Source organism: Nocardia sp. NPDC058480 (genome assembly GCF_042720495.1).
In the GTDB taxonomy this organism is placed as follows: domain Bacteria; phylum Actinomycetota; class Actinomycetes; order Mycobacteriales; family Mycobacteriaceae; genus Nocardia.
The window spans coordinates 36,414-59,356 of the sequence record NZ_JBHXMN010000021.1 but is presented as its reverse complement, the minus strand read 5'-3'; the positions used below and the strand labels follow the sequence as shown (position 1 = coordinate 59,356).

23 protein-coding genes and 1 riboswitch are annotated in these 22,943 nt (G+C 66.5%); of the genes, 13 read left to right on the top strand and 10 right to left on the bottom strand.

The features are described 5' to 3' along the window. Positions 1 to 91: 91 nt before the first annotated feature. Positions 92 to 1,114 (top strand): DUF4349 domain-containing protein, encoded by a 1,023-nt coding sequence (locus ACFWO8_RS30720; RefSeq protein ID WP_378971599.1) that lies wholly within the window; start codon positions 92 to 94, stop codon positions 1,112 to 1,114. Beyond that, positions 1,074 to 1,301, top strand: a complete 228-nt coding sequence (locus ACFWO8_RS30715; protein ID WP_378971594.1) for a DUF167 domain-containing protein — start codon at positions 1,074 to 1,076, stop codon at positions 1,299 to 1,301. Before ACFWO8_RS30720 ends, ACFWO8_RS30715 begins: the two co-directional genes overlap by 41 nt. A 40-nt stretch (positions 1,302 to 1,341) precedes the next feature. On the opposite strand, the gene ACFWO8_RS30710 is transcribed toward ACFWO8_RS30715, so the two are convergent. The 3 genes from ACFWO8_RS30710 to ACFWO8_RS30700 are packed head-to-tail and all read right to left on the bottom strand — an operon-like array spanning position 1,342 to position 2,478. Beyond that, positions 1,342 to 1,749, bottom strand: a complete 408-nt coding sequence (locus ACFWO8_RS30710; RefSeq protein WP_378971589.1) for a type II toxin-antitoxin system VapC family toxin — start codon at positions 1,747 to 1,749, stop codon at positions 1,342 to 1,344. Further along, positions 1,739 to 1,978 (bottom strand): antitoxin, encoded by a 240-nt coding sequence (locus tag ACFWO8_RS30705; RefSeq protein ID WP_378971586.1) that lies wholly within the window; start codon positions 1,976 to 1,978, stop codon positions 1,739 to 1,741. Before ACFWO8_RS30705 ends, ACFWO8_RS30710 begins: the two co-directional genes overlap by 11 nt. Positions 1,979 to 2,013: 35 nt before the next feature. Beyond that, positions 2,014 to 2,478 (bottom strand): tRNA (cytidine(34)-2'-O)-methyltransferase, encoded by a 465-nt coding sequence (locus ACFWO8_RS30700; RefSeq protein WP_378971581.1) that lies wholly within the window; start codon positions 2,476 to 2,478, stop codon positions 2,014 to 2,016. Positions 2,479 to 2,538: 60 nt separating this feature from the next. On the opposite strand from ACFWO8_RS30700, the gene ACFWO8_RS30695 reads away from it, so the two are divergent. Then, positions 2,539 to 2,865 carry a DUF3017 domain-containing protein gene (locus ACFWO8_RS30695; RefSeq protein WP_235569656.1) on the top strand — a complete coding sequence of 109 codons (327 nt, stop codon included), beginning with the start codon at positions 2,539 to 2,541 and terminating at the stop codon, positions 2,863 to 2,865. A gap of 36 nt (positions 2,866 to 2,901) precedes the next feature. On the opposite strand, the gene ACFWO8_RS30690 is transcribed toward ACFWO8_RS30695, so the two are convergent. Further along, on the bottom strand, positions 2,902 to 3,855 hold the full coding sequence (locus ACFWO8_RS30690) for an oxygenase MpaB family protein (protein WP_378971575.1): 954 nt from the start codon (positions 3,853 to 3,855) through the stop codon (positions 2,902 to 2,904). 145 nt (positions 3,856 to 4,000) lie between these two features. On the opposite strand from ACFWO8_RS30690, the gene ACFWO8_RS30685 reads away from it, so the two are divergent. Further along, a complete protein-coding gene (locus tag ACFWO8_RS30685) occupies positions 4,001 to 4,636 on the top strand; it encodes a TetR/AcrR family transcriptional regulator (RefSeq protein ID WP_378971566.1) in 636 nt (211 codons plus the stop codon). A 3-nt stretch (positions 4,637 to 4,639) separates the two neighbouring features. Here the strand turns inward: ACFWO8_RS30685 and ACFWO8_RS30680 are convergent, their stop codons facing one another. After that, positions 4,640 to 5,785, bottom strand: coding sequence for a homoserine O-acetyltransferase (locus ACFWO8_RS30680; RefSeq protein ID WP_378971560.1), 1,146 nt, complete (start codon positions 5,783 to 5,785; stop codon positions 4,640 to 4,642). Beyond that, positions 5,782 to 7,098, bottom strand: a complete 1,317-nt coding sequence (locus ACFWO8_RS30675; RefSeq protein WP_378971553.1) for a bifunctional o-acetylhomoserine/o-acetylserine sulfhydrylase — start codon at positions 7,096 to 7,098, stop codon at positions 5,782 to 5,784. Before ACFWO8_RS30675 ends, ACFWO8_RS30680 begins: the two co-directional genes overlap by 4 nt. An 82-nt stretch (positions 7,099 to 7,180) precedes the next feature. Further along, a riboswitch (SAM riboswitch) is annotated at positions 7,181 to 7,291 on the bottom strand. Between the two features lie 558 nt (positions 7,292 to 7,849). On the opposite strand from ACFWO8_RS30675, the gene ACFWO8_RS30670 reads away from it, so the two are divergent. From ACFWO8_RS30670 to ACFWO8_RS30660, 3 genes are all read left to right on the top strand, one after another. Next, on the top strand, positions 7,850 to 9,067 hold the full coding sequence (locus ACFWO8_RS30670) for an NADP-dependent isocitrate dehydrogenase (RefSeq protein WP_378971544.1): 1,218 nt from the start codon (positions 7,850 to 7,852) through the stop codon (positions 9,065 to 9,067). A gap of 358 nt (positions 9,068 to 9,425) precedes the next feature. After that, positions 9,426 to 10,574, top strand: a complete 1,149-nt coding sequence (locus ACFWO8_RS30665) for an MFS transporter (RefSeq protein WP_378971807.1) — start codon at positions 9,426 to 9,428, stop codon at positions 10,572 to 10,574. 41 nt (positions 10,575 to 10,615) lie between these two features. Then, positions 10,616 to 11,518, top strand: coding sequence for a hypothetical protein (locus tag ACFWO8_RS30660; RefSeq protein ID WP_378971537.1), 903 nt, complete (start codon positions 10,616 to 10,618; stop codon positions 11,516 to 11,518). A gap of 36 nt (positions 11,519 to 11,554) precedes the next feature. On the opposite strand, the gene glpK (ACFWO8_RS30655) is transcribed toward ACFWO8_RS30660, so the two are convergent. Together glpK (ACFWO8_RS30655) and ACFWO8_RS30650 are read right to left on the bottom strand one after the other, a co-directional pair. Then, positions 11,555 to 13,057, bottom strand: a complete 1,503-nt coding sequence (gene glpK, locus ACFWO8_RS30655; protein WP_378971532.1) for a glycerol kinase GlpK — start codon at positions 13,055 to 13,057, stop codon at positions 11,555 to 11,557. Between the two features lie 58 nt (positions 13,058 to 13,115). Further along, the gene (locus ACFWO8_RS30650; protein WP_378971526.1) at positions 13,116 to 13,868 is read right to left on the bottom strand and encodes an IclR family transcriptional regulator; all 753 of its coding nucleotides are present in this window, start codon (positions 13,866 to 13,868) and stop codon (positions 13,116 to 13,118) included. Positions 13,869 to 14,001: 133 nt separating this feature from the next. On the opposite strand from ACFWO8_RS30650, the gene glpK (ACFWO8_RS30645) reads away from it, so the two are divergent. From glpK (ACFWO8_RS30645) to ACFWO8_RS30625, 5 genes are all read left to right on the top strand, one after another. Continuing rightward, a complete protein-coding gene (gene glpK / locus ACFWO8_RS30645) occupies positions 14,002 to 15,504 on the top strand; it encodes a glycerol kinase GlpK (protein ID WP_378971512.1) in 1,503 nt (500 codons plus the stop codon). Between the two features lie 32 nt (positions 15,505 to 15,536). Beyond that, on the top strand, positions 15,537 to 17,216 hold the full coding sequence (gene glpD, locus ACFWO8_RS30640; protein WP_378971481.1) for a glycerol-3-phosphate dehydrogenase: 1,680 nt from the start codon (positions 15,537 to 15,539) through the stop codon (positions 17,214 to 17,216). Positions 17,217 to 17,339: 123 nt separating this feature from the next. Next, positions 17,340 to 17,657: a type II toxin-antitoxin system Phd/YefM family antitoxin gene (locus tag ACFWO8_RS30635; protein WP_378971473.1), complete on the top strand. Its 318-nt coding sequence runs from the start codon at positions 17,340 to 17,342 to the stop codon at positions 17,655 to 17,657. Further along, a complete protein-coding gene (locus ACFWO8_RS30630; RefSeq protein ID WP_378971470.1) occupies positions 17,654 to 18,085 on the top strand; it encodes a type II toxin-antitoxin system VapC family toxin in 432 nt (143 codons plus the stop codon). Before ACFWO8_RS30635 ends, ACFWO8_RS30630 begins: the two co-directional genes overlap by 4 nt. A gap of 106 nt (positions 18,086 to 18,191) precedes the next feature. Then, positions 18,192 to 18,941 (top strand): SDR family oxidoreductase, encoded by a 750-nt coding sequence (locus tag ACFWO8_RS30625; protein ID WP_378971465.1) that lies wholly within the window; start codon positions 18,192 to 18,194, stop codon positions 18,939 to 18,941. A gap of 45 nt (positions 18,942 to 18,986) precedes the next feature. On the opposite strand, the gene ACFWO8_RS30620 is transcribed toward ACFWO8_RS30625, so the two are convergent. Then, positions 18,987 to 20,612 carry a purine-cytosine permease family protein gene (locus tag ACFWO8_RS30620; RefSeq protein WP_378971455.1) on the bottom strand — a complete coding sequence of 542 codons (1,626 nt, stop codon included), beginning with the start codon at positions 20,610 to 20,612 and terminating at the stop codon, positions 18,987 to 18,989. Positions 20,613 to 20,803: 191 nt separating this feature from the next. On the opposite strand from ACFWO8_RS30620, the gene ACFWO8_RS30615 reads away from it, so the two are divergent. Next, a complete protein-coding gene (locus tag ACFWO8_RS30615) occupies positions 20,804 to 22,033 on the top strand; it encodes an acyl-CoA dehydrogenase family protein (RefSeq protein ID WP_378971446.1) in 1,230 nt (409 codons plus the stop codon). A 40-nt stretch (positions 22,034 to 22,073) separates the two neighbouring features. On the opposite strand, the gene ACFWO8_RS30610 is transcribed toward ACFWO8_RS30615, so the two are convergent. Next, a complete protein-coding gene (locus ACFWO8_RS30610; protein WP_378971441.1) occupies positions 22,074 to 22,928 on the bottom strand; it encodes an alpha/beta fold hydrolase in 855 nt (284 codons plus the stop codon). Between the last annotated feature and the right edge of the window lie 15 nt (positions 22,929 to 22,943).

The window sequence follows — 22,943 nt, the reverse complement described above, 5'->3', positions numbered from 1 at the left end:
GGTTTCCCGGCCCAGGCTGTGCACGCATGTGGCGATGTGTCCGCCGAGTTGAACGCAAGCCGGGGGTCCGCTGACGCACTACGCTGCGAACATGCGCAAGCTTGCCGTGGTGATGATCGCGTTGCTCGGACTCCTGTTCCTGGCCGGGTGCGGCGATGACGACAGCGAGGACAAGGCAGGTCGGGCGTCGGCGCCCACCGTCTTAGATGGGCCCGCGCCCGTTGTGACGCCCGGGTTCCGGGAGGGTGCTCCGCAGAAGGACAGCCCGGCGCCGACGGACCAGTCGAACCGGAAAGAGGTGATCACCGGGGCGGTAGATGTCACCTCGGCCGATCCGATCGCCGCCGCCGCGACCGTCACCGAGCAGGTCGATGCCGTCGACGGCCGGATCGACAGCCGCACCGAACAGCCAGGCACCGATAAGCGTGCCGCTCGCGCCGTGCTCAGTGTCCGGGTGCCCGCCGACAAGACCGACGCCTTCATCACCGGCCTCGGCGGGGTCGGCACGGTCACCCGGGTGAGCACCAATCGCGACGACGTCACCATGCAGTGGCAGGATCTCGACGCCCGCATCCGCGCACTGCAAGCCTCCGTCGACCGGCTCAAAGCGCTGATCACCGGTGCCACCAACACCGCCGACCTGATCGACGCGGAGGAGGCGCTGTCGAGCAGGCAGGGCGAGCTCGACAGTCTCACCGCGCAGAAACGCAGCCTCGACGATCAGGTCGCGTTGTCGACGCTCACCATCACGCTCACCGCCGACGACAAGAACGCACCCGGCGACCCGGACAATTTCTGGGACGGCATCGTCGCGGGCTGGCATTCGCTGATCGACTGGTTGCAGGACGCGATCGTCTTCGTCGGCAAGGCCGTGCCGTGGTTGGGCTTCCTCGCCGTGATCGGCGGATTGCTGTACGCCGCAGTGCGATTCCTGCGCAGACGTCGCAGCGCAGCGCCCACGACCACCACTCGATCGGCAGGCCCGGTAACCACCACCACTCCGCCAGCAGCCACGGCCTCGGCAACCACCGAATCAGATGCCGAACCGGCAGCGTCCAGGAAGGAGACCCCCGGTGCCCACAGTGCGGGCGACGATCAAACCGAACAGCCGTAAAGGCCCGCTCGTCGAAACCGCCGAGGACGGCACCTTCACCCTCTACGTCCGCGCCCCGGCCGTCGAAGGCAAAGCCAACAAGGCCGCCATCGAGTTGCTCGCCGACCACTTCGGCGTCTCCAAGTCCGCCGTCCGCTTGTCGGCGGGCGCGACCTCACGATTCAAACGCTTCGACGTCGAGATGTGACTGCACCGAGCGCTACGGCGTGATCGGTCGCCACAGCGTGTCAGCTGATCAGTTCGACTCGGCATGGCAGGTCGTGCGCCTTGGCGAGCTTCGCGTCGGCAGTCAACAATGGGATGCCGAGACGGGCGGCCAATGCGGCGTAAAGGCCGTCATAGAACGTCATGCTGTGGCGTAGCTCCCATGCGTGTTCAGACAGCCAACCGTGATGTGCGTAGCGACTGTCGATCACGGTGGTGACCAGTCGCAACCCGAGTGCCGCCTCGTTGGCATCGATCAGACCGCCCCGTTCGTGTCGCCGTAGAACGTTGCCGATCTCGGCGTCGATGAGATGCGGCGCATGGCAAACCGTCGTCTCGAGCAGTCGGCTGATCGCCGCGCCGACAGCGTCTTTGCGGATCAGCGCGGTGAGGGCGGCGGAGGCATCGACAACGAATTCCTCATTCGCCACGGGCGTCTGCCAGCGCTTCGAGAATGGATTCGTTCGTTGCGCCTGGACTGTCGGAGTTCGCCAGCGATTCCCTGATCGCCGCTATCGCTTCCGTCTTGGTCCGCCGTCGTGCCGCGGCGATCAACTCGCGGCGCATATATGCCTGAAGGGACATCCCCGCCGCCTCGGCCCGGCGACGGAAGACCTCGGCGTCCTCGTCGGGGATGTCTCGAATCTGAATGGTCGCCATAGCGCTATTGTAGCGCTAATCTGCATGCATCTGGGCTACACCCCGTCAGGGAACCCGAGCTGCCGCCACGCCTCGTACACCGCGACGGCAGCGGTGTTCGACAGGTTCATCGATCGCCGCCCCGGCAACATAGGTACCCGCACCTGCTCGGTGATGTGGGGGTCGGCCAGAACCTCGGGTGGCAACCCGGTGGGCTCGGTACCGAAAAGCAGGACGTCGCCGGGGCGGTACGCGATGTCGGTGTAGCGGGTGGTCGCCGAGGTGGTGAAGGCGAAAACTCGCTGGGAGCCGAGGGACTCCCACGCTGTGTCGAGGTTCGGGTGGACTGTCACCGACGCCAGATCGTGGTAGTCCAAGCCCGCTCGGCGGAGTTTCGATTCGGACAGGTCGAAGCCGAGGGGTTCGATGAGGTGCAACGCGCACCCGGTACCCGCCACCAAGCGAATCGCGTTGCCGGTGTTCGGAGGGATTACCGGCTCGTGGAACATCACGTTGAACACTCGAAGGAGGGTACTGGGCCAATCCGTCGCGGACCGGGTCGGTCTGGAACAATCGGCCCCGTGAACGAGGCGGAGACGACCGGCAAGCACCGGGTCGCGCGATTGAGCGCGGGGGAGCAGTACCTGCGCAGTCATCTGCCGATGACCGTGGTGACCGCGCTGATCGTGATCGCGGTCGGCTTCGTGGCGTGGGATCGGTGGCGCCGCGGCGCGCTGATCTTCGGCAGTGCGGCCCTGGTGGCCGCCGCGTTCCGGCTGTGCCTGCCGACCGTGCAGGTGGGGTTGCTCGCCGTGCGCAGCCGCCCGTTCGACGTGGCCGCGCTGACCGCGCTCGGCAGCGCCATCGTTTTCCTGGCGGCCACCATCAACACCCTGGGCGTCAGCTGAACAGGACCGGTCCTGTTCCTTCGATCACGGTGTCATTCAGGCGGTTTCGGTGACGGTGCCCCACAGGCTGCGGGTGCCATGGCTGCCGTAGCGCTCGCGGGCATCGCGCGGGGTGATCGTCGAAAGGTTTTCCGGCGGCGCCGAATAGGCGTGCGCGGCGAAGATCTGCCCGGTCATCGGCGCGATGTAGGGCGCCGCGTGGATCAGCACCCAGTTGTCCCGGCGCGCGGCCACCCAGGCGATCACCTTCGCCGGAATCCGGACCGCCATATCGGCAATGCGCGGCAGATTGAACCGGCCCAGCTCGCGCATCCACATCGGCAGGGTGGGAATCGTCGCCAGTGACAGCAGTCTGGCGCCGATCGCGAACGTCAAGCCCTTGCTCGGCGGCGTCCACAGCAGGTAATGCATGGCCTGCACCGCCCGCTCGGTGACGCACAATCGCGGCCGCACCCGTTCGAAGTAGGCATGCACTTCATCGCGGTTGCGCGGAACATCGGAGGGCTTGCAGGTCTGTAGCTCGGCGGCGATCACGCACTCGGCCCAGAACCGGTCCTCCTCGGCGGGGCTCAGCGGCCCCGGCCCGTACATCTCGTAGGCCTTGAGCACCGAATGCCACCCGGTGACGTGAATCCACAGCTGTGCCTCAGGGCTGTTGGCGCTGTAGCGCTTGCCGCTGACCGGTTCGATGCCCGTCATCGGCGCGTGCACCTTCATCAGATGCTCGGCGGCCTGGATGGCGGTGCGGCCGTCACCGAGGGCGACCAGCACGAAATAGGACAGCGTGTGGTCGAGCCGGACCGCGGGGTTGTCGTAGATCCCCTGTGAATCGGCGACCGCCGCGGTCAGGAACGGATCGAAGTGCTCGAGGGTGACGGCGCGCTGGAAGCCGATCAGCGCGGTCGGCGACCCCCACACCTTCCAGCTGGGGGAGTCCGGCCCGAAGAAGCCGTAGTCGTCGCGGCGCAGGGTCGACGGATCGAAAGCCATTGCACATGCTCCTTTGCAGTGCCGAGGCAGAGCCTCACAGGTGAATACAACACCACCGTAGCAATAGCGTGTGATGAATACAACGGTTGCGTAGGATTAGGTCGGACGCGGGGGTATCGTCCAGGGGAGAAAGGTAGGTGGGCGTGTGACCGCGACGCAGGAGCAACGACCGCGACGCCGCTATGCCCCGCGTCTGCCACCGGAGCAACGCCGCGCGCAACTGCTCGACGCCGCGTTCACCGTGCTCGGCCGGATGGAGCTGCACGAGTTGAGCATGGAGGCCGTCGCGCAGGAGGCCGGGGTGGGGAAGCCGGTGCTGTACACCGTGTTCAAGACCCGTGCCGAACTCGTCGAAGCACTGCTGGAACGCGAACGCGAACGCGGGCTGGATCAGATCGCCGATACGCTGCCGAAAGACTTGCTCGACACCGACCCGTTGACCGCGGCCTCGGCGACTGTCGAAGCCTTTGTCGGTGTGGCACTGGAGAATCCGGCCCGCTGGCGACTGATTCTCGCCACGCCGGCGAGCGCTCCCGACGAATACCGTGCGGCTCTTCGTGCTTCGCGTGCCGATATCTTGGAGCGCGCGGAATCGCTTGTCCGCATGGGAATTTCGCTGTCACCACGCTGGTCGAGCATGGATGCCGGGCTGCTCGCGAACTCGACCCTCACCGTCGCCGAAATGCTCGGTCGGCTGGCCGTGAGCGAGCCGGAAGCGTATCCGCGCGAACGGCTTCAGGCCTACGTCCGCTCGATCGTCAGCCTGCTGACCGGGCCGTGATGGTCAGCGGTTCTCCCGCGCCAAGCGCATCGTCTCGGTCAGCAACTTCGACACCGCGGCCGCCTCGGTGAGGAACCCGTCGTGCCCGTCGCGAGAATGCACGATCTCGAGACCCGCACAGCCCGGCAGCCCTTCGGCCAACTCGGCCTGAGTGTGCAAGGGGTACAGGCGATCCGAGTCGACCCCGCCGACCACGCACGGCACCGACGTCGAAGCCAGCGCGGCAGCGATACCGCCGCGCCCGCGACCCACATCGTGGCGGTTCATGGCCTCGCTGAGCAGCACATAGGTGGCTGGATCGAAGCGCTGACACAGCTTGTCGGCCTGGTGCTCGAGGTAGCTCTGCACCGCGTACCGTCCACCGGTCCACGGGTCTTCCTCGCCCTGGGCCTTGTTGGCGAAGCGGTGATCGAGTTCGCCCTCGGTGCGGTAGGTCAGGTGCGCGATGCGCCGGGCCAGCCCCATGCCGGTCATCGGCGCGCGACCGGTGCCGTGATAGTCGCCGCCCTGCCAGTCGGGATCGGCCGTGATGACGGCCATCTGGGTGGTCTGGGTGCCGATCTGATCGGCGGTGGCGCGAGCGCCCACGGCCAGCACCAGCGCGGCGCTGACCCGCTCGGGCAGGCCGATGATCCACTCGAGCACCCGCATGCCGCCCATCGAGCCGCCGACGACCGCGCCGAGCCGCTCGATCCCGAGCACCTCGAACAACCGTGCCTCGGCGTTCACCTGATCGCGAATGGTCAGCTCGGGAAACCGTGAGCCCCAAGGCTTGCCGTCGGAGGCGAGCGAGGACGGGCCGGTGCTGCCCTTGCAGCCGCCGAGCACGTTGGTCGCGATCACACACCACTCGTCGGTGTCGATCGGCGCGCCGGGTCCGACCATGCCTTCCCACCAGCCGGGTGCCCCGTCGGGCCCACCGACGACATGCGAGTCGCCGGTGAGCGCGTGTTCGACGAGCACCACATTGTCCAGGGTGGGCGAGAGCTCGCCCCAGCGTTGCACCGCCAGCCGCACATCGCGAACCTCGGCGCCGTTCTCCAGCGTCACGTCCCCGATGGCGACCACACCGACACGCCCGTCCGGGGGTGGCAGCAGGTCCACCCCGGTTCCGGGTCGGGCGATCGGCGATTCGGTGCTCACAGTCACGTCGTCGCCGCCGCGAACCCGGCCCGCAGATCGGCCAGAATGTCTTCGATTCCCTCGATACCCACGGCGAGCCGGACCAGGCCGGGAGTAACGCCGGCCGCCAGCTGCTCTTCGGGCGTCAACTGCGAGTGCGTCGTCGACGCTGGGTGAATCACGAGGGAACGCACATCACCGATGTTAGCTACATGGCTGTGCAGGCTGAGCGCGTCCACGAACTTCTTGCCCGCATCGACACCGCCCGCCAGCTCGAACGCCACGATCGCGCCCGCGCCCTTGGGCGCCAGCTCCTTGGCCCGCGCGTGCCAGGGCGAGGACTCGAGCCCCGCATAGAACACCGCGTCGACGCCCGGCTGCTCGGCGACGAACTTCGCGACCGTCTCGGCATTGCTGACGTGCCGTTCGACGCGCAAGCTCAGCGTCTCGATGCCCTGCGCGATGAGGAACGCGTTGAACGGCGAGACCGCCGCGCCCAGATCGCGCAGCAACTGCACGCGCGCCTTGAGCGCGAACGCGGGCGCGCCCAGATCGGCGAATACCGCACCGTGGTAGCTGGGGTCGGGCTCGGTGAAACCGGGGAAGCGTGCTTGGCCGTCGGCGTCGCGCACGGTCCAATCGAACGTGCCGCCGTCGACGATCACGCCCGCCACGGCCGTACCGTGCCCACCCAGGTACTTCGTCGCCGAATGCACGACGATGTCGGCGCCGTGGGCCAGCGGCTGGATCAGGTACGGGGTGGCGACGGTGTTGTCGACGATCAGCGGAAGGCCGTTGGCGTGCGCGACACCGGCGATGCCGGGAATGTCGAACACCGCACTGCTCGGATTGGCGATGGTCTCGCCGTAGAACGCCTTGGTGTTGGGCTGGATCGCCGCTTCCCACTGCGCGAGGTCATCGGGATCCTCGACGAACGAGACCGTGATCCCCAGCTTGGGCAGCGAGTAGTGGAAAAGGTTGTAGGTGCCACCGTAGAGATGCGGGCTGGACACGATGTGGTCGCCCGCGCTCGCCAGGTTCAGGATCGCGTAGGTCTCCGCGGCCTGTCCGGAGGCCAGCAGCAACGCCGCGACGCCACCTTCGAGCGCGGCAACCCGCTGCTCCACCGCGTCCTGAGTGGGGTTCATGATCCGGGTGTAGATGTTGCCCGGCTCGGCGAGGCCGAACAGCGCGGCGGCGTGATCGGTGTCGCGGAAGGTGTAGGAGGTGGTCTGGTAGATCGGCAGCGCCCGCGCGTTGGTGCTCGCGTCGGGGGCCTGGCCCGCGTGGACCTGCTTGGTCTCGAAGGACCAGTTCTCGGGCAGGGAAGAGTCAGTCATGTCGTGCTCCAGTGGGTGTGCGCCGGGGGGATCTCGTCAACTGGGTCGGATCGACGGGCAACAACACATGGGGGCCTCCTGCAATGCGCGCTTGCTCTCGACTTTCGAGAGCCCGGTCATCACCCGGAGCACCCCACCGCAGCTGGAGGGTTGCCGACCAGCGAGCCGGGGCTTGGCGCTGGTACTCATGACCTTGCCGTCATGTTAACCGGACATCTCCCACGCGCGGAAACTTCCCCCGCATTTCACGCTGAAGATCACTCGGTCGACGGTGTGCCGAAGCCGGGCGTGTCGTCGACCGGTGCGAAGGTAGCGCCGCCGCCGTGGTGATCGCGGTGATGATCCGTGACAAGCCGGAAAACCTGATCGAAGGCGACGAACACGATAACCGAGTGCCGATCGCGGCCTGACCTATACGCAGAGCCGCGATAAACCACTGATTTCGCGAGGACATGGGTAACTCACCGGGGACGGGCTGAATTAGCCCGTCCCTTGCCGCCAGCCGCCAGCGTAAATCTCGCGGCACGTAGTCTGGCCAGAAGTCCCGGGGAGGCGGAACAGCCGTCCCGCACAGTGGGGCCTCCCATCGCGGTGAGGTGGGGGACAGCAGTACGCTCGTCTTGTTTGCACCACACGTCCCGCAGACAACGCGGGGCATATACGTTGTCTGTTGGAACTGCTGGGGTCCGCTCACAAGCGTGTTCGCCTAGCCGTGCAATAAGGGCACCCACCGAGGAGGACACGAAGATCCATGTCCAAGATCAAGGTTGAAGGCACCGTTGTAGAACTCGACGGCGACGAGATGACCCGGATCATCTGGCAGTTCATCAAGGACAAGCTGGTCCATCCCTATCTCGACGTGAACCTCGAGTACTACGACCTCGGTATCGAGTACCGCGACAAAACCGATGACCAGGTCACGGTCGACGCGGCCAACGCCATCAAGAAGCACGGCGTCGGCGTCAAGTGCGCCACCATCACCCCGGACGAAGATCGGGTGAAGGAATTCGGTCTCAAGAAGATGTGGCGCTCGCCCAACGGCACCATCCGAAACATTCTGGGTGGCACCATCTTCCGCGCGCCGATCATCATCTCGAACGTGCCGCGCCTGGTGCCCGGCTGGACCAAGCCGATCATCATCGGCCGCCACGCGTTCGGCGACCAGTACCGCGCCACCGACTTCAAGGTCTACGAGGCGGGCACCGTCACGCTGACCTTCACGCCGGAAGACGGCAGCGAGCCGATCATCCACGAGGTCGTGAAGATGCCCGAAGACGGCGGCGTCGTCATGGGCATGTACAACTTCAAGAAGTCCATCGAGGACTTCGCGCGGGCCTCGTTCAACTACGGCCTGCAGCAGAACTACCCGGTGTACCTCTCCACGAAGAACACCATTCTCAAGGCCTATGACGGCATGTTCAAAGACACCTTCCAGGAAGTCTTCGACGCCGAGTTCAAGGCCGAGTTCGACGCGGCGGGCCTGACCTACGAGCACCGCCTGATCGACGACATGGTCGCCTCCTCCATGAAATGGGAGGGCGGCTACGTCTGGGCCTGCAAGAACTACGACGGCGACGTGCAGTCCGACACCGTGGCCCAGGGCTTCGGCTCGCTCGGCCTGATGACCTCGGTGCTGCTCACCCCGGACGGCAAGACCTGTGAGGCCGAGGCCGCGCACGGCACGGTCACCCGGCACTACCGCCAGCACCAGCAGGGCAAGCCGACCTCGACCAACCCGATCGCGTCGATCTTCGCCTGGACCCGTGGCCTCGAACACCGCGGCAAGCTGGACAACACCCCCGAGGTGATCGGCTTCGCGCAGGCGCTCGAGGACGTGGTCATCAAGACCGTCGAGGGCGGTCAGATGACGAAGGACCTCGCGGCGCTCGTCGGCGGGGACCAGGGTTACCTGAGCACCGAGGAATTCCTCGGCGCGCTGGACGCCAACCTGGCTCGCGCACTGAAGTGATGTGCTGCGTTTCGCGCTGAACCGCGAAACCGCACGGCTGTAAGAAAGCGCTCGCATCGAATCCGATGCGAGCGCTCTTCCGCCTCTCCGCGTATTCAGGCCGGACTCGAGTGACGTGAGACCTGCGTCGGCGGCCTGCGGGATCAGTGGTGGTTCGGTTTGCTCGACCCGGTGAGTTACCCATGTTCTCGCGAGATCAGTGGGTTGTTTGCCGGGTCGATTTCGTGCACGGTGGGCTAACTCACGCTCTGCTCGGGTAGCGAATGGGTACCCGCGCCCGTTGCATGGAGGCGTGACTTCTTCCATTGCAGCCCCTGATCGCCTCGGCGAGCCACGTACCAGCTGGCATGTCCCGGCGATGCTCGCGTTGGCGCTGGGTGGATTCGGAATCGGCACCACCGAGTTCGTGACCATGGGGTTGCTGCCCGACATCGCGCGGGCCTTCGATATCTCCGAGCCGTCGGCCGGGCACGCGGTGTCGGCGTACGCGCTGGGTGTCGTGGTCGGCGCGCCGCTGATCGCCGCGTTGTGCGCGCGGGTGGCGCGCAAGAAATTGCTCATCGTGTTGATGGTCGCGTTCGCCATCGGCAATATCGCCACGGTCCTCGCACCGACTTTCGGCACGCTCGTGCTGGCCCGCTTCGTGTCCGGCCTGCCGCACGGCGCGTACTTCGGTGTCGCCTCGCTGGCGGCGGCCACCCTCGCGCCCGTCGGCCAGCGGGCCAAGGCGGTCGCCGCGGTCATGCTCGGGCTCAGCGTGGCGAATGTGATCGGTGTGCCTGGCGCGACCTGGCTCGGTCAGCATCTGGGCTGGCGTGACGCCTACGTGGTCGTCGCCGTGATCGGCGTGGCGACAGTGGCCGCCCTGTGGCGCTACGTGCCCGCCCTGACCAGCATGAAGATCACCAACCCGATGACCGAATTGGGCGCGCTGCGTCGCCCGCAGGTGCTGCTCACCCTGGCCGTCGGCGCGATCGGCTTCGGCGGCATGTTCGCCGTCTACACCTACATCGCCACCACCATGACCGACGTCGCGGGGATGCCCATCGGCGCGGTGCCGATCGTGCTCGCGCTGTTCGGCCTCGGCATGATCGTGGGCAATATCGGCGGCGGCATCCTCGCCGACCGCGGCGTCGACCGCTCGATCTTCATCGCCATGATCGCGATGGTGGTCATCCTCGCCGGCTTCGTCCTGGCTGCCCACAACCCCATCACCGCCTCGATCGGCGCCTTCCTCGTCGGCGCCTCCGGCGCGGCCTTGGCCCCCGGCCTCCAAACCCGCCTCATGGACGTGGCAGCCGACGCCCAAACTCTCGCCGCCGCCCTCAACCACGCCGCCTTGAACATGGCCAACGCCGCCGGCGCCTGGCTCGGCGGCCTCGTCATCGCCGCCGGCCTCGGCTACACCGCCCCGGCGATGGTCGGCGCCGTCCTCGCTGTAGCCGGTGTCCTCCTGTTCACCCTGACGGTGTTCCTACAACGCCGCTCCGCACACAACACGCCGTAACCGATTGGTACCCTTCCTCACCTCGACATACGGTGCCCCACATGCCGAGCCACCTGCACGAAGGTTTGCTTGACCTTTTCCGCACGGATCTCCTACTGGCCCCGTCATTGCTGGCTGAGGAGTTCAGCGTCCCGCTGCCGGGCCTGTCACAAATGCGGGCAGAGCCATGTGACTTCACTGACGTCGGGCCCAAGGAGTTTCGCGGTGACCTGGCGCTCAGCACTCATGACGATCGGGACATTCCCGTTCTCGGTGTGTGCGTGGAGGTGCAGTTGTCCAAGGCGGATGTGCGCCGCTGGAAATGGCCGGTCTACCTGACCACCCTGCGATCGCGGCTGTGTTGCCCGGTGGTTCTGTTGGTGGTGACGCCGAGCAGGAAGGTCGCGAAGTGGGCCGAGCAGCCAATCGAGCTCGATACCGTCGGATCGGTCATCCAACCCCTGGTGCTAGGCCCCGACCGCTTCCCCGTCGTGACCGACCCAGATGAGGCCAGGCGGCGTCCCGAGCGGGCGACGCTGTCGGCGATCGCCCACGGCGCAGGCGCCCACATGGAGGAGGTCCTTGCGGCTTTCCTGGCCGGGCTGATGAAAACCGACGACGAACATGCGAAAATGTATCTTGATCTGGTCGACGACGCGTTGACCGTCCCTGCAAGCCGACGCCTGGAGGAACTGATGGAGAGCACGCCTCAATACCGCGGCCGCATCGCTACCAAGTACATAGCGAAGGGGCGCGAGGAGGGGCGCGCGGAGGGGCGCGCGGAGGCGGACGCGAAGGTCGCCAAGGCTGCCGCGCACGCCGTGCTCACCGTACTTACCGCTCGCGGGCTCGAGTTGTCCGCGGCGCAACGGACGCAGCTGGCCGCATGCACCGACCTCGACCAGCTCGACGTGTGGTTGAAGCAGGCCGTTACCGCGACCCGTACCGACGAACTCTTCGGCTGACTCCGAGCGTCGGAGTTGGCCGCTTCGTCAACGGATCTAGTAGGCCGTGGCGGGCCTGCCCCAGCCGATGCTGAGCTGGACGGCTCGCTGCCAGCGTTCGTATTCTTCGTCGCGGATTCGGCGGTCCGGGGCAGGGGTCCACTGGGCGGCGACCTTCCAATTGCGGCGTAGGCCTTGGAGATCGGGCCAGTAGCCGACGGCCAGGCCTGCTGCGTAGGCGGCGCCGAGGGAGACGGTTTCGGTGACCAACGGGCGCATCACCGGGGTGTCGAGGACATCGGCGATTATTTGCATGAGCAGGTTGTTGGCGGCCATACCGCCTGCTACGCGGAGGGATTTCGCCTGCAGGCCCGCGTCGGCGTTCATGGCCTCGACCACGTCGCGGGTTTGCCATGCGGTGGCCTCCAGGACGCCGCGGGCCAGGTGGCCTTTGGTGACGTAGGAGGTCAGGCCGATGAGCAGGCCGCGGGCGTCGCTGCGCCAGTGGGGGGCGTAGAGGCCGGAGAAGGCGGGGACGAGGTAGCAGCCGCCGTTGTCGTCGACTGTGCTTGCGAGAGTTTCGATTTCGGGGGCGGTGGCGATCAGGCCGACGATGTCGCGCAGCCATTGGACCAGGGACCCGGTGACCGCGATCGGGCCTTCCAGCGCGTAGACCGGTTCGGGGCCGACCTGGTAGCCGATGGTGGTGAGCAGGCCGTGTTCGGAGCGGATCAGTTCGGTGCCGGTGTTCATCATGAGGAATCCGCCGGTGCCGTAGGTGCATTCGGTTTCGCCTGGGGCGAAGCAGGTTTGGCCGAAAAGAGCGGCGTGCTGATCGCCGAGGGCGGCGCCGATCCGCACACCGGGAACGACTGTGCGGGCGGTGCCGAAATCGCCGGTCGATGGTTCGATGCGGGGGAGCATGGCGGGCGGAATGTCGAAGAACCGCAACAGTTCCGCGTCCCACTGGCGGGTGGCGAGGTTCATCAGCAGGGTGCGGCCCGCGTTGGTGACGTCGGTGACGTGCTCGGTGCCGCCGGTCAGTTTCCAGATGAGCCAGCATTCCATGGTGCCGAAGAGCACGTCGCCGCGTTCGGCTCTGGCGCGCAGGCCCTCGACATTGTCGAGCAGCCAGCGCAGTCGGGGTGCGGCGAAGTAGGTCGCCAAGGGGAGCCCGCTCAACTCCGGAATACGCTGGGCGCCTGGAAGTTCCTTCAATCGATCGACCAGCTCCTCGGTGCGCACGTCCTGCCAGACGATGGCCAGCCGCACCGGCTGCCCGGTGCGCCGATCCCACACGACGGTGGTCTCGCGCTGATTGGCGATCCCGATCGCGGCCACCTGGTCGACGGTGATCCCGGCGTCGCGCAGCGCCGCGGGCACGATCCGCTCCACGGTCCGCCAGATCTCGAGCGCGTCCTGTTCCACCCATCCCGACCTGGGGTAATGCTGGCGATGTGTCCGCTGCGCCATTCCCGCCAGCCGCGCGTGCTGGTCGAAGACGATGCAGCGACTCGAGGTGGTCCCCTGGTCGATGGCGAGCACGAAGCGTTGAGTCATCGGCAGCTGCTCTCGTCGGCGGTGCGTGTCTGCATGGCGAAAGGCACGATGTCCGAGCTCATCGCGCTGCCGTCAGGTCGCGGTGCACGGCGAGAGCGGCGGCCAGTACCTGCTCAATTGCGGCGGGACGCACCTGTAACCGGTTGTCGCACAGCCGATCCGTCGGCCCGGTGATGCCGATAGCCGCGACGACGAGCCCACCTCTGGCTCGAACGGGCGCGGCGACCCCCGCTTCGCCGGAGCGATGCTCCTCGACTTCGTCCGCCCAACCACGCCGTCGAACCTCGGCGATCGCACGGTCGAGCCGGTCTCGTTCGGTGATCGTGCGCCGGGTGAACCCTTGGAGTGCAACGACTTCCGCTGCGGCGTCATAGGCCAGCAGTACCTTGCCGAGCGCGGTCGCATGGGCGGGCAGTACCTCACCGACTGCCAGGGCCTGCTCGCTGTTGTCGGGCCGAAAGACGTGGTGGATCACCGTGATCCCGGTATCGCGCGCCACGGCGATGCGGACCGATTCCCCGGAACGCGAGGCGAGTGCGTCGGCCCGGTGGATCGCCCGGGAACGCAACTCGTTCACATCGAGCCGATCGGTCCCGAGTTCGCCGATCGCCTGGCCGAGTAGGTACTTGCCGGTGCGTGCGTCCTGGCCGACGAATCCGACTCCGAGCAGCGTCCGCAGAATGCCGTGCGCGGTGGGTTTGGCCAGGTCGAGCGCGGTCGCGATCTCGCCGACGCCCAGCGGTCCCGACCCGCGCGCGAGCAGACGCAGCACGGCGGCGGCGCGTTCGATCGACTGGATCGGGCCAGGCATGGCCCCGAACCTACCACCGTTCAGCATTGTCGAACGGCGTGTGTGGTGTACGCGGCCGCGCGTTCCTAGCGTGGGTTTCGGGCACAGGTGCCCGATCGGCGGACTCGAAGGTGAGATCCGGGAAGGACGACACATGAACCGGTACGTGGGCGCGATCGACCAGGGCACGACCTCGACGCGATTCATGGTTTTCGACCACAGAGGCACCGTTGTGGCCCGCCACCAGCTCGAACACTCCCAGCTCATGCCGCGCCCCGGCTGGGTCGAACACAATCCGGACGAGATCTGGGAACGTACCCGCACCGTCGTCAAGACCGCCCTCTCGCTCGCCGACCTCACGGCAGACGACCTCGCCGCCATCGGCGTCACCAACCAGCGCGAGACCACCGTCGTGTGGAACCGCCGCACCGGCCGCCCGTATGGCAACGCCATCGTCTGGCAGGACACCCGCACCGACCGCATCATCGCCGACCTCGATGCCGCCGGGCAAAGCGCGCTCATCCGCGCGAAGACCGGCCTGCCGCCCGCGCCGTATTTCTCCGGCGGCAAGCTGAAGTGGATCCTGGACAACATCGCGGGCGTGCGCGCCGACGCTGAGCGCGGTGACGCCCTGTTCGGCACTCTGGACAGCTGGCTGATCTGGAACCTCACCGGTGGCGTGCACGTCACCGACCCCACCAACGCGTCGCGCACCATGCTGATGGATCTCGAAACCCTCGATTGGGACGACGAACTCCTCGCGATCTTCGGCATCCCGCGCGCCATGCTGCCGACCATCGCACCCTCGTCGAACGCGGACCTGTTCGGGACGACGAAGCCCGATGGCCCGTTCAAAGGTTCGGTGCCCATCGCGGGCGTGCTCGGCGACCAGCAGGCCGCGGGTGTCGGGCAGGTGTGCTTCCAGCCCGGCGAGGCCAAGAACACCTACGGCACCGGCAATTTCCTGATGCTCAACACCGGCACGGAGATCGTGCGCTCCAACCACGGCCTGATCACCACCGTCGCGTACCAGTTCGGCGCCGGCAAGCCCGCCTACGCGCTGGAGGGTTCGATCGCGGTCACCGGGTCCGCGGTGCAGTGGTTGCGCGACCAGATGGGCATCATCGCCGGGGCCGCGCAGATCGAAGACCTCGCCGGTCAGGTACCGGATTCCGGCGGCGTGTACTTCGTGCCTGCCTTCTCCGGTCTGTTCGCGCCGTACTGGCGACCCGATGCCCGCGGCGCGGTTGTCGGCCTGTCGCGCTACAGCAACAACGCCCACTTGGCCAGGGCCACCCTGGAATCCATCGCCTACCAGACCCGCGACGTGGTCGAGGCCATGCAGCGCGACGCCGGTGTCCGGCTGGCGACGCTGCGGGTGGACGGCGGCGTCACCGCGAACCAGCTGGCCATGCAGATCCAAGCCGACCTGCTCGGCGTCCCGGTCTCGCGGCCGGTCGTCGCCGAGACCACCGCGCTCGGTGCCGCCTACGCCGCCGGATTGGCCGTTGGCTTCTGGAGCGGCACCGACGAACTGCTCGACAACTGGTCCGAAGACATCCGCTGGCACCCGACCTGGTCGCAGGAGCAACGCGAACACGGCTACCGCCGCTGGCTCAAAGCCGTCGAGCGGACCCTCGACTGGGCCGAAATCTGAGTCACCACAATACTTTCGAGAAGGAGATCATCGTGTCTGTGCAACTGGACCCCACCTACCGTGAGCAGGCTGTCGGCACGCTCGACACCGCCGAGGTCGATGTCCTTGTCATCGGCGGCGGCGTAACCGGCGCCGGTGCCGCGCTCGACGCCGCCGCGCGCGGGCTGTCGGTAACCCTGGTGGAGGCACGCGATTTCGCCGCGGGTACCTCGAGCCGATCGTCGAAGCTCATCCACGGCGGCCTGCGCTACCTGGAGCAGATGGACTTCGCGTTGGTGCGCGAGGCGCTCAAAGAGCGTGGGCTGCTGCTGAATACGCTCGCGCCACACCTGGTGCGTCCGGTGCCGTTCCTGTTTCCGCTCCAGCACCGGGTGTGGGAGCGCGCCTACATCGGTGCCGGTATCGCCCTCTACGACACGCTCGGTGGCGCGCGCACGGTTCCGATGCACAAGCACCTGACCCGTTCCGGCGCACTGGAACTCGCGCCCGCGCTGCGCGACGACGCGATGACCGGTGCCATCCGCTACTACGACGCGCAGGTCGACGACGCCCGCCACACGATGATGATCGCCAGGACCGCCGCCGAGAACGGTGCCACGGTACTGACCCGGACCAAGGTGATCGGGCTGGAACGCGACGGTGAGAAGGTCGTCGGTGCGCGTGTGGAGGACCTGGAAACCGGTCTGACGCACACCATTCGGGCTCGCACGGTGATCAGCGCGACCGGTGTGTGGACCGACGACATGATCAAGATGACCGGGGTGGACTTCCCGTTCCACGTCCAGATGTCGAAGGGCGTGCACATCCTCGTGCCGCGCGACCGGCTGAACCTGCACACCGGCATGATCATGCGCACCGAGAAGTCGGTTCTGTTCGTGATCCCGTGGGCCGAACACTGGATCATCGGCACCACCGACACCGAATGGGCACTCGACAAGAACCACCCCACGGCCACCGCCGCCGACGTGCGATACATTCTCGACCACGTCAATTCGCTGCTGCGTGAGCCCTTGACCAGGGCAGACATCGTCGGTACCTACGCGGGCCTTCGCCCGCTGATGACCGGCGCCACGAAGGAGACCGCGAAGCTCTCGCGCGAACACGCCGTCGCCGAACCCGCGCCGGGCCTGTTCGTGATCGCGGGCGGTAAGTACACGACCTACCGGGTGATGGCCGCCGATGTCGTCGACGCCGCGGCCGCGCGCCTGGGTGGACAGATCCCCGCCTCGTCGACCGCGCGGTTGCCCATCGTCGGCGCGGACGGCTACTTCGACATGCTCGCCGACGCGCCCGCACTGGCGGTGGCCCAGCGACTGCCCGTCGACGTCGTCGAACACCTGCTCGGCCGCTACGGCTCGCTGACCACCGACCTCTTCGACCTCATCGCCACAGATCCCGCACTGCGCCAATCGATTCCGGGCGCCGCGGACTACATCGCCGCCGAGATCGTCTACGCCGTCACCAACGAGGGCGCGCTGCACCTCGACGACATCCTCACCCGCCGCACCCGCATCTCCATCGAGGTCCCCGATCGTGGCCTCGCCGCAGCACCGGAAATCGCCTGCCTGATCGCACCCCTGCTCGGCTGGAACGAGGAGACCACCAACGCCGAGATCAACCGGTACTACGACCGGGTCCACGCCGAACTCGCCGCCAACGAGGCGGGCGACGACGCCGCGGCCAACGCGGCCAGACTGGTCGCGGCCCGCTGACCGGCGCGCCGAAAGCCCGGACTGCCGTCGGGGCCCGGCACCCTCGCGGACAACTATCGTGAAGCACCGCAAGGTGTAGGAAATCCGTAGCGCATCCGTAGCGCGGGGCGTACCGTATCGACCATGGGCATCCCAGCAGAGCTACCCGAGATTCCGCAGCGAGAGCTCCGTAACGATGCGAGCCGGGTTCTGCGCGATGTTCGTTCAGGACTGTCCTTCACGATCACTGTCGATGGGGCGCCTGTTGCCGATCTTGTTCCGCATCGACACGCGCGTCGTCGAGCGGCAGTGCCCCGAGCAGAGGCGATCGCTGCCTTTGCCGGGTTGTCGGCGCCGGCCACAGCACAGCCGGTGGCCGATGATCTGGTCGACGATTCTCTCTACGACCCGTATGACCGGGCTTACCGACGCGGTGAATTCGCTGGGGACGGCACTGAATGACCTCGACTCCGGCCAGAGGCGTCGTCGATACGAATGTGTTGATCCTCATCGATGAACTCGATCCGGCGGAGTTGCCCGACGAGCTCATGATCAGCGCGGTGACGATGGCAGAACTCGCCGCCGGTCCGCACTATGCCGCAGAGCCGGGTGAACGGGCTCGTCGGATCGAGCGGGTGCAGAACGCTGAGGCGTTGTTCGAGCCGATCCCGTTCGACGCCAGGGCCGCACGCCGCTTCGGGCACGTAGTGGCCGCCGTTCTGGCGAGCGGCCGCAATCCGCGACCCCGGCGGATCGACCTGCTCATCGCCTCGATCGCCTCGGCCAATCGGCTCCCGTTGTTCACCGTGAACCCCCAAGACTTCGCTGGTTTGAGCGAGCTGCTGACAGTGGTGCCCGTGACGCATCCAGACCAGCGCACACTGATCTGAACACGACGCCAGGCTGGTCGCGGCCCGCTGACCTCGGCCGACCGTGTGGTGGTTAGCGTGTGCACATGGAATCGCGAATCACCCTCCGACGAACCGCGGCGCTGTCGTGAGCCGGGGCACCATCCTGATCACCGGCGCCAGCTCCGGGCTCGGCGCCGAGATGGCCCGCCAGTTCGCCGTGCTCGGGTACGACCTCGGCCTGTGTGCTCGCCGGACCGAGCGTCTGGACGAACTGCGCGCGCAGATCCTCGCCGATCACCCCGACCGCGTCGTCTCGGTGAAGCAACTCGATGTCACCGATGACGCCGCGGTGTTCACTGTCTTCGACGAGTTCGCCGACGAATTCGGCACCGTCGACCGGGTGATCGTCAACGCGGGCCTCGGTAAGGGCGCGCCGTTGGGCACCGGCCATCACAAGGCCAATCGCGAGACAGCCGTGGTGAATTTCCTTGCCGCCCTTGCTCAAAGCGAGGCGGCGTTGAAGATCTTCCGCGCGCAGGGGCGCGGCCACCTGGTGATGATCTCCTCGATCTCCGGCCTGCGCGGCATGCCCAAGACGCTCACCACCTACGCGGCCACCAAAGCAGGCGTCGCGGCGCTGGCCGAAGGCGTTCGCGCGGAAGCGATTCCGGGCGTCGATGTCTCGGTGGTCTACCCCGGGTACATTCGCTCGGAGATGAACGACCGCGTCAAGCATCAGCCGAAGTTCATGGTGGACACCGAAACCGGGGTCCGCGCCATGGTCGCCGCGATCGAGAAGCGTCGCGCCAATGCCTATGTTCCCGGTTGGCCGTGGGTGCCGGTCGGTTTCGCGCTGCGGATCCTGCCGCTGCCGCTGGTCCGCAAACTGATGTGAACACGACGAAGGCCGTGCCATCGGGCACGGCCTTCGCGTGGGATCTCAGTCCTGCGGGGGCAGCAGGTGCTTGCCGTGCTTGTCCGTGGACAGTGCCAGCGAGCTGATGTACTGGATCTCGCCTTCGGGACCGGGCACCGCCGAGGCGATCATGTCCGGGCGCTCGAAGTCCATGCCGGTGACATGGCAGGTGAGCAGGTCGCCCGACGGATTGCCGTGTTCGTCGAACATTGGCGCTTCGATGCCGTCGTCGGCGCGCCGCAGGTAGTACTTGCCCTTGGTGGCGATCGCGGTGAGCGGGGTCGCGATAAAGGCGACCAGCACCGCGACCAGTGGCGAGTACGGCTTGAGCAGCTCACCGAACAGCCCGAAGAAGGTCATGATCGACAGCACCGCCGACAGCCCGAAACCGACCAGACCGACCGGGTTGAAGTCGTAGAGCATGCCGCGCCGGAATTCCGGCACCTTCGGCGAGATCTTCAGCAGGTACTTGTTCACCGCGATATCGGTGGCCACGGTGACGATCCAGGCGATGCCGCAGTTGGCGTAGAAGCCCAGGATGTTATTGAGGAAGTCGAACATGTTCGCCTCCATCAGCACCAGCGCGACACCGAGGTTGACCACCAGGAACACCAGGCGACCCGGGTAGGTCTTGGTGACCCGGGTGTAGGAGTTGGTCCAGGCCAGCGAGCCCGAGTAGGCGTTGGTCACGTTGATCTTCACCTGGCTGATAACCACCAGCACCACGGCCAGTGTCATGGCCAGCCAACCCGGCACCATGTCCTTGTAGATCTCCAGGAACTGATGCACCGGCTGGTTCGCGATGCCTTGCGCCGCAGGAAGATTCGCGATCAGGTACACCGCGAGGAACAGGCCGACCACCTGCTTGGCCGCACCGAACAGCACCCAGCCCGGACCGGCGAGCAGCATCCAGCCCCACCACTTGGCCCGGTTCTCCGGGGTGCGCGGCGGCATGAACCGCAGGTAGTCGATCTGCTCGGCGATCTGGGCGATCAGCGACAGACACACGCCGGCGGCCAGCAGCGCGCCCGAAACGCTCACGCCCGCCCCGTTTTCCCCGCCGTAGGCGAAGAACGAGCCCACCGAATCGGGGTGGCGCACCAGCAGGAAGCCGAACGGCGCCACCATCAGCAGCAGCCACAGGGGAGTGGTCCACACCTGGAGTTTGGCCAGCGTGTTCATCCCGTAGATGACCAGCGGGAAGATGATGATCGTGGAAGCGAGATAGCCAAGCCACAATGGAATTCCGAGGCCCAATAGCAGGCCCTGGGCCATGATCGAACCTTCGAGCGCGAAGAAGATGAAGGTGAACGACGCGAACACGATATTGGTGATCACCGAACCGTAGTAGCCGAATCCGCTACCGCGCGTGATCAGATCGAGATCGATATTGTAGCGCGCCGCGTAATAGGCAAGCGGAAATCCGGTGAGCATCACGACCACGGCGAAGATGCCGATGCCGATCAGGGCGTTTCCGGTGCCGTGGGCGATGCCGATATTCGCGCCGATCGCGAAATCGGCCAGGTAGGCGATGCCGCCGAGCGCGGAGATGCCGACGACCGCGGGGCTCCATTTGCGGTAGCTCCGCGGGGCGAAACGCAGCGTGTAGTCCTCGAGTGTTTCTTTGGCGGCTGTATCTGCTCCGGCCATGTCCCTCTCTCCCTCATCGCTGCCGCACGATCCGGCGACTCACAGACGGTCGTTCATCGATGTAGACACGAATTTTCCGATTCGTTACGCCGCTGTTACGCGACTCGATGGTGACCGGGGTCACTGAAACCGCCGCGCAAAAACAAGCACGCGTGTATGTTTTTGGGCGGAGCGAGCGTCAGGAGACGACAGTGTTCGAATGGTCCGAGACCGATCTGATGATCCGCGACGCCGTGCGGGCGTTCATCGACAAGGAGGTCCGGCCGAACCTCGACGCCCTCGACAGCGGTGAGATGCTGCCGTATCCGATCCTGCGCAAGCTGTTCAGCCAGTTCGGGATCGATTCGCTGGGCGAGGACGCCGTCACGAAGATGCTCGCCAAGGAAGCGGCGGGCCCGAGCGAGGGCGGCAAGAAGCCGGGCAGTCCGTTCGGCGATCAGCAGTCGATGATGGCGGTGCTGATCAGCGAATTGTCCGGCGTCTGTATGGGTTTGGTGTCGGCACTCGGGGTGAGCATCGGGCTCGGTGCCACCACCATCATGTCGCGGGGCACCCTGGCCCAGAAGCAGCGTTGGCTGGCCGACATCGTCACCCTGCGCAAGGTGGCGTCCTGGGCGATCACCGAACCCGACTCCGGCTCGGATGCGTTCGGCGGCATGCAGACTCGCGTCGAACGCGACGGCGAGGACTACATCCTCAACGGTCAGAAGACCTTCATCACCAACGGTCCGTGCGCCGACGTGATGATCGTTTACGCCAAGCTCGACGAGCGCGATGGCACCGGCAAACGCGACCGCAAGGTACTCACCTTCGTGCTCGACAAGGGCATGGAGGGCCTCACCCAGGGCAAACCGTTCAAGAAGATGGGCCTGCACTCCTCACCGACCGGCGAATTGTTCTTCGACAATGTCCGCCTCGGCAAGGACCGGCTGCTCGGCGAGACCGAGGAGCACAAGGGTGGCGACGGAAGAGAAAGTGCCAGAGCCAGTTTCACCGCGGAACGGATCGGTGTCGGGTTCATGGCGCTCGGCGTGATCGACGAATGTCACCGGCTCTGTGTCGATTACGCGCGCGACCGCACGCTGTGGGGTCAGGAGATCGGTCGCTTCCAGCTGATCCAGCTCAAGCTGGCCAAGATGGAAGTCGCGCGAATCAATGTGCAGAACATGGTGTTCAACGTGCTCGAGCGTGCTCGTGCGGGTAAGCCGCCGAGCCTGGCCGAGGCCTCGGCGATGAAGCTGTACTGCTCGGAGGCCGCGACCGAGGTGGCCATGGAGGCGGTGCAGTTGTTCGGCGGCAACGGCTATATGAGCGAGTACCGGGTCGAGCAGCTGGCCCGTGACGCGAAGTCGCTGATGATCTACGCGGGCAGCAACGAGATCCAGGTGACCCACATCGCCAAGGGTCTGCTCGGGAAGTGAGGCGGACCCGGCCGCGAACAGTGTTGTCGCGGCCGGGGTTTCACACCGCGCGCAGGTGCCCGCGGCTGGCGTAGATGTGCTCGGCGATCAGCGTGGCGATCCGGTCGGGTGCCTCCAGCATCGGCACATGCCCCACCCCGTGCACCAGGATCCGATCCGCCGACTCGGGGAGTTCGCGCAGGTAGCGGGTGGCGTACACGCTGTTGGGGATGATCCGGTCGTATTCGGCGAGCAGCATCCGAATCGGGGTGTCCAGCTCGCCGAGGTCGTCCATGCCCGGCGCGCGCAGGCTGCCGAGCAGCAGCGCGATCATCGCGTCGCAGTGCAGGACAGCGGTGAGCAAGGTCGCCCGGTCCCGGCGGGCGAAGGCGCCGGTGTGCTTGGTGACCAGCATTGCGGCCACCTGCTGCACGAGCGCGTTGTTGATCGCCACACCGCCGAGTCGCTTGCCGATCTCGATGAAGGGAATCATCGACGCGAACTTGAGGCCGATCCTGACCTGACTCAGCGAAGGCGATGCCCAGCCGCCCGCGGCGGCGATCGTGGTGAGCGTGCGCGCCCTGCCGCGTCGCGCCAGTTCGAGGCCGACCCAACCGCCCAGCGAATTGCCCGCGATATGGCAGGTGCGCCAGCCGAGCTCGTCGAGCTGGTCTTCGATCTGATCGGCCAGGGCATACACATCCATTGCCCAGCCTTCGACCTTCGGGCCACCCCAATGCCCGGCGAACGCGGGCGCGTATACCTCGCAATGGGCCGACATCCGTTGCGCGACCTGCTCCCAGCAGTGCGGCGACAGCAGGAACCCGTGTAGCAACAAGACCGGGTCGCCGGACCCGATATGCAGCGCCGCGACGGGCGTGGGGCGGGCGGTGGATTTGGCGGTGCGTGACGTCATCGTCATCACCCCTTC

Coding starts and splice junctions, on each gene's coding strand:
- glpK (WP_378971532.1), bottom strand. CDS start 13,057: ATGACTCAACGCTTCGTGCTCGCCATCGACCAGGGGACCACCTCGAGT.
- ACFWO8_RS30670 (WP_378971544.1), top strand. CDS start 7,850: ATGTCCAAGATCAAGGTTGAAGGCACCGTTGTAGAACTCGACGGCGAC.
- ACFWO8_RS30675 (WP_378971553.1), bottom strand. CDS start 7,098: ATGACTGACTCTTCCCTGCCCGAGAACTGGTCCTTCGAGACCAAGCAG.
- ACFWO8_RS30660 (WP_378971537.1), top strand. CDS start 10,616: ATGCCGAGCCACCTGCACGAAGGTTTGCTTGACCTTTTCCGCACGGAT.
- ACFWO8_RS30630 (WP_378971470.1), top strand. CDS start 17,654: ATGACCTCGACTCCGGCCAGAGGCGTCGTCGATACGAATGTGTTGATC.
- ACFWO8_RS30650 (WP_378971526.1), bottom strand. CDS start 13,868: ATGCCTGGCCCGATCCAGTCGATCGAACGCGCCGCCGCCGTGCTGCGT.
- ACFWO8_RS30665 (WP_378971807.1), top strand. CDS start 9,426: ATGCTCGCGTTGGCGCTGGGTGGATTCGGAATCGGCACCACCGAGTTC.
- ACFWO8_RS30620 (WP_378971455.1), bottom strand. CDS start 20,612: ATGGCCGGAGCAGATACAGCCGCCAAAGAAACACTCGAGGACTACACG.
- ACFWO8_RS30635 (WP_378971473.1), top strand. CDS start 17,340: ATGGGCATCCCAGCAGAGCTACCCGAGATTCCGCAGCGAGAGCTCCGT.
- ACFWO8_RS30690 (WP_378971575.1), bottom strand. CDS start 3,855: ATGGCTTTCGATCCGTCGACCCTGCGCCGCGACGACTACGGCTTCTTC.
- ACFWO8_RS30610 (WP_378971441.1), bottom strand. CDS start 22,928: ATGACGTCACGCACCGCCAAATCCACCGCCCGCCCCACGCCCGTCGCG.
- glpK (WP_378971512.1), top strand. CDS start 14,002: ATGAACCGGTACGTGGGCGCGATCGACCAGGGCACGACCTCGACGCGA.
- ACFWO8_RS30705 (WP_378971586.1), bottom strand. CDS start 1,978: ATGGCGACCATTCAGATTCGAGACATCCCCGACGAGGACGCCGAGGTC.
- ACFWO8_RS30720 (WP_378971599.1), top strand. CDS start 92: ATGCGCAAGCTTGCCGTGGTGATGATCGCGTTGCTCGGACTCCTGTTC.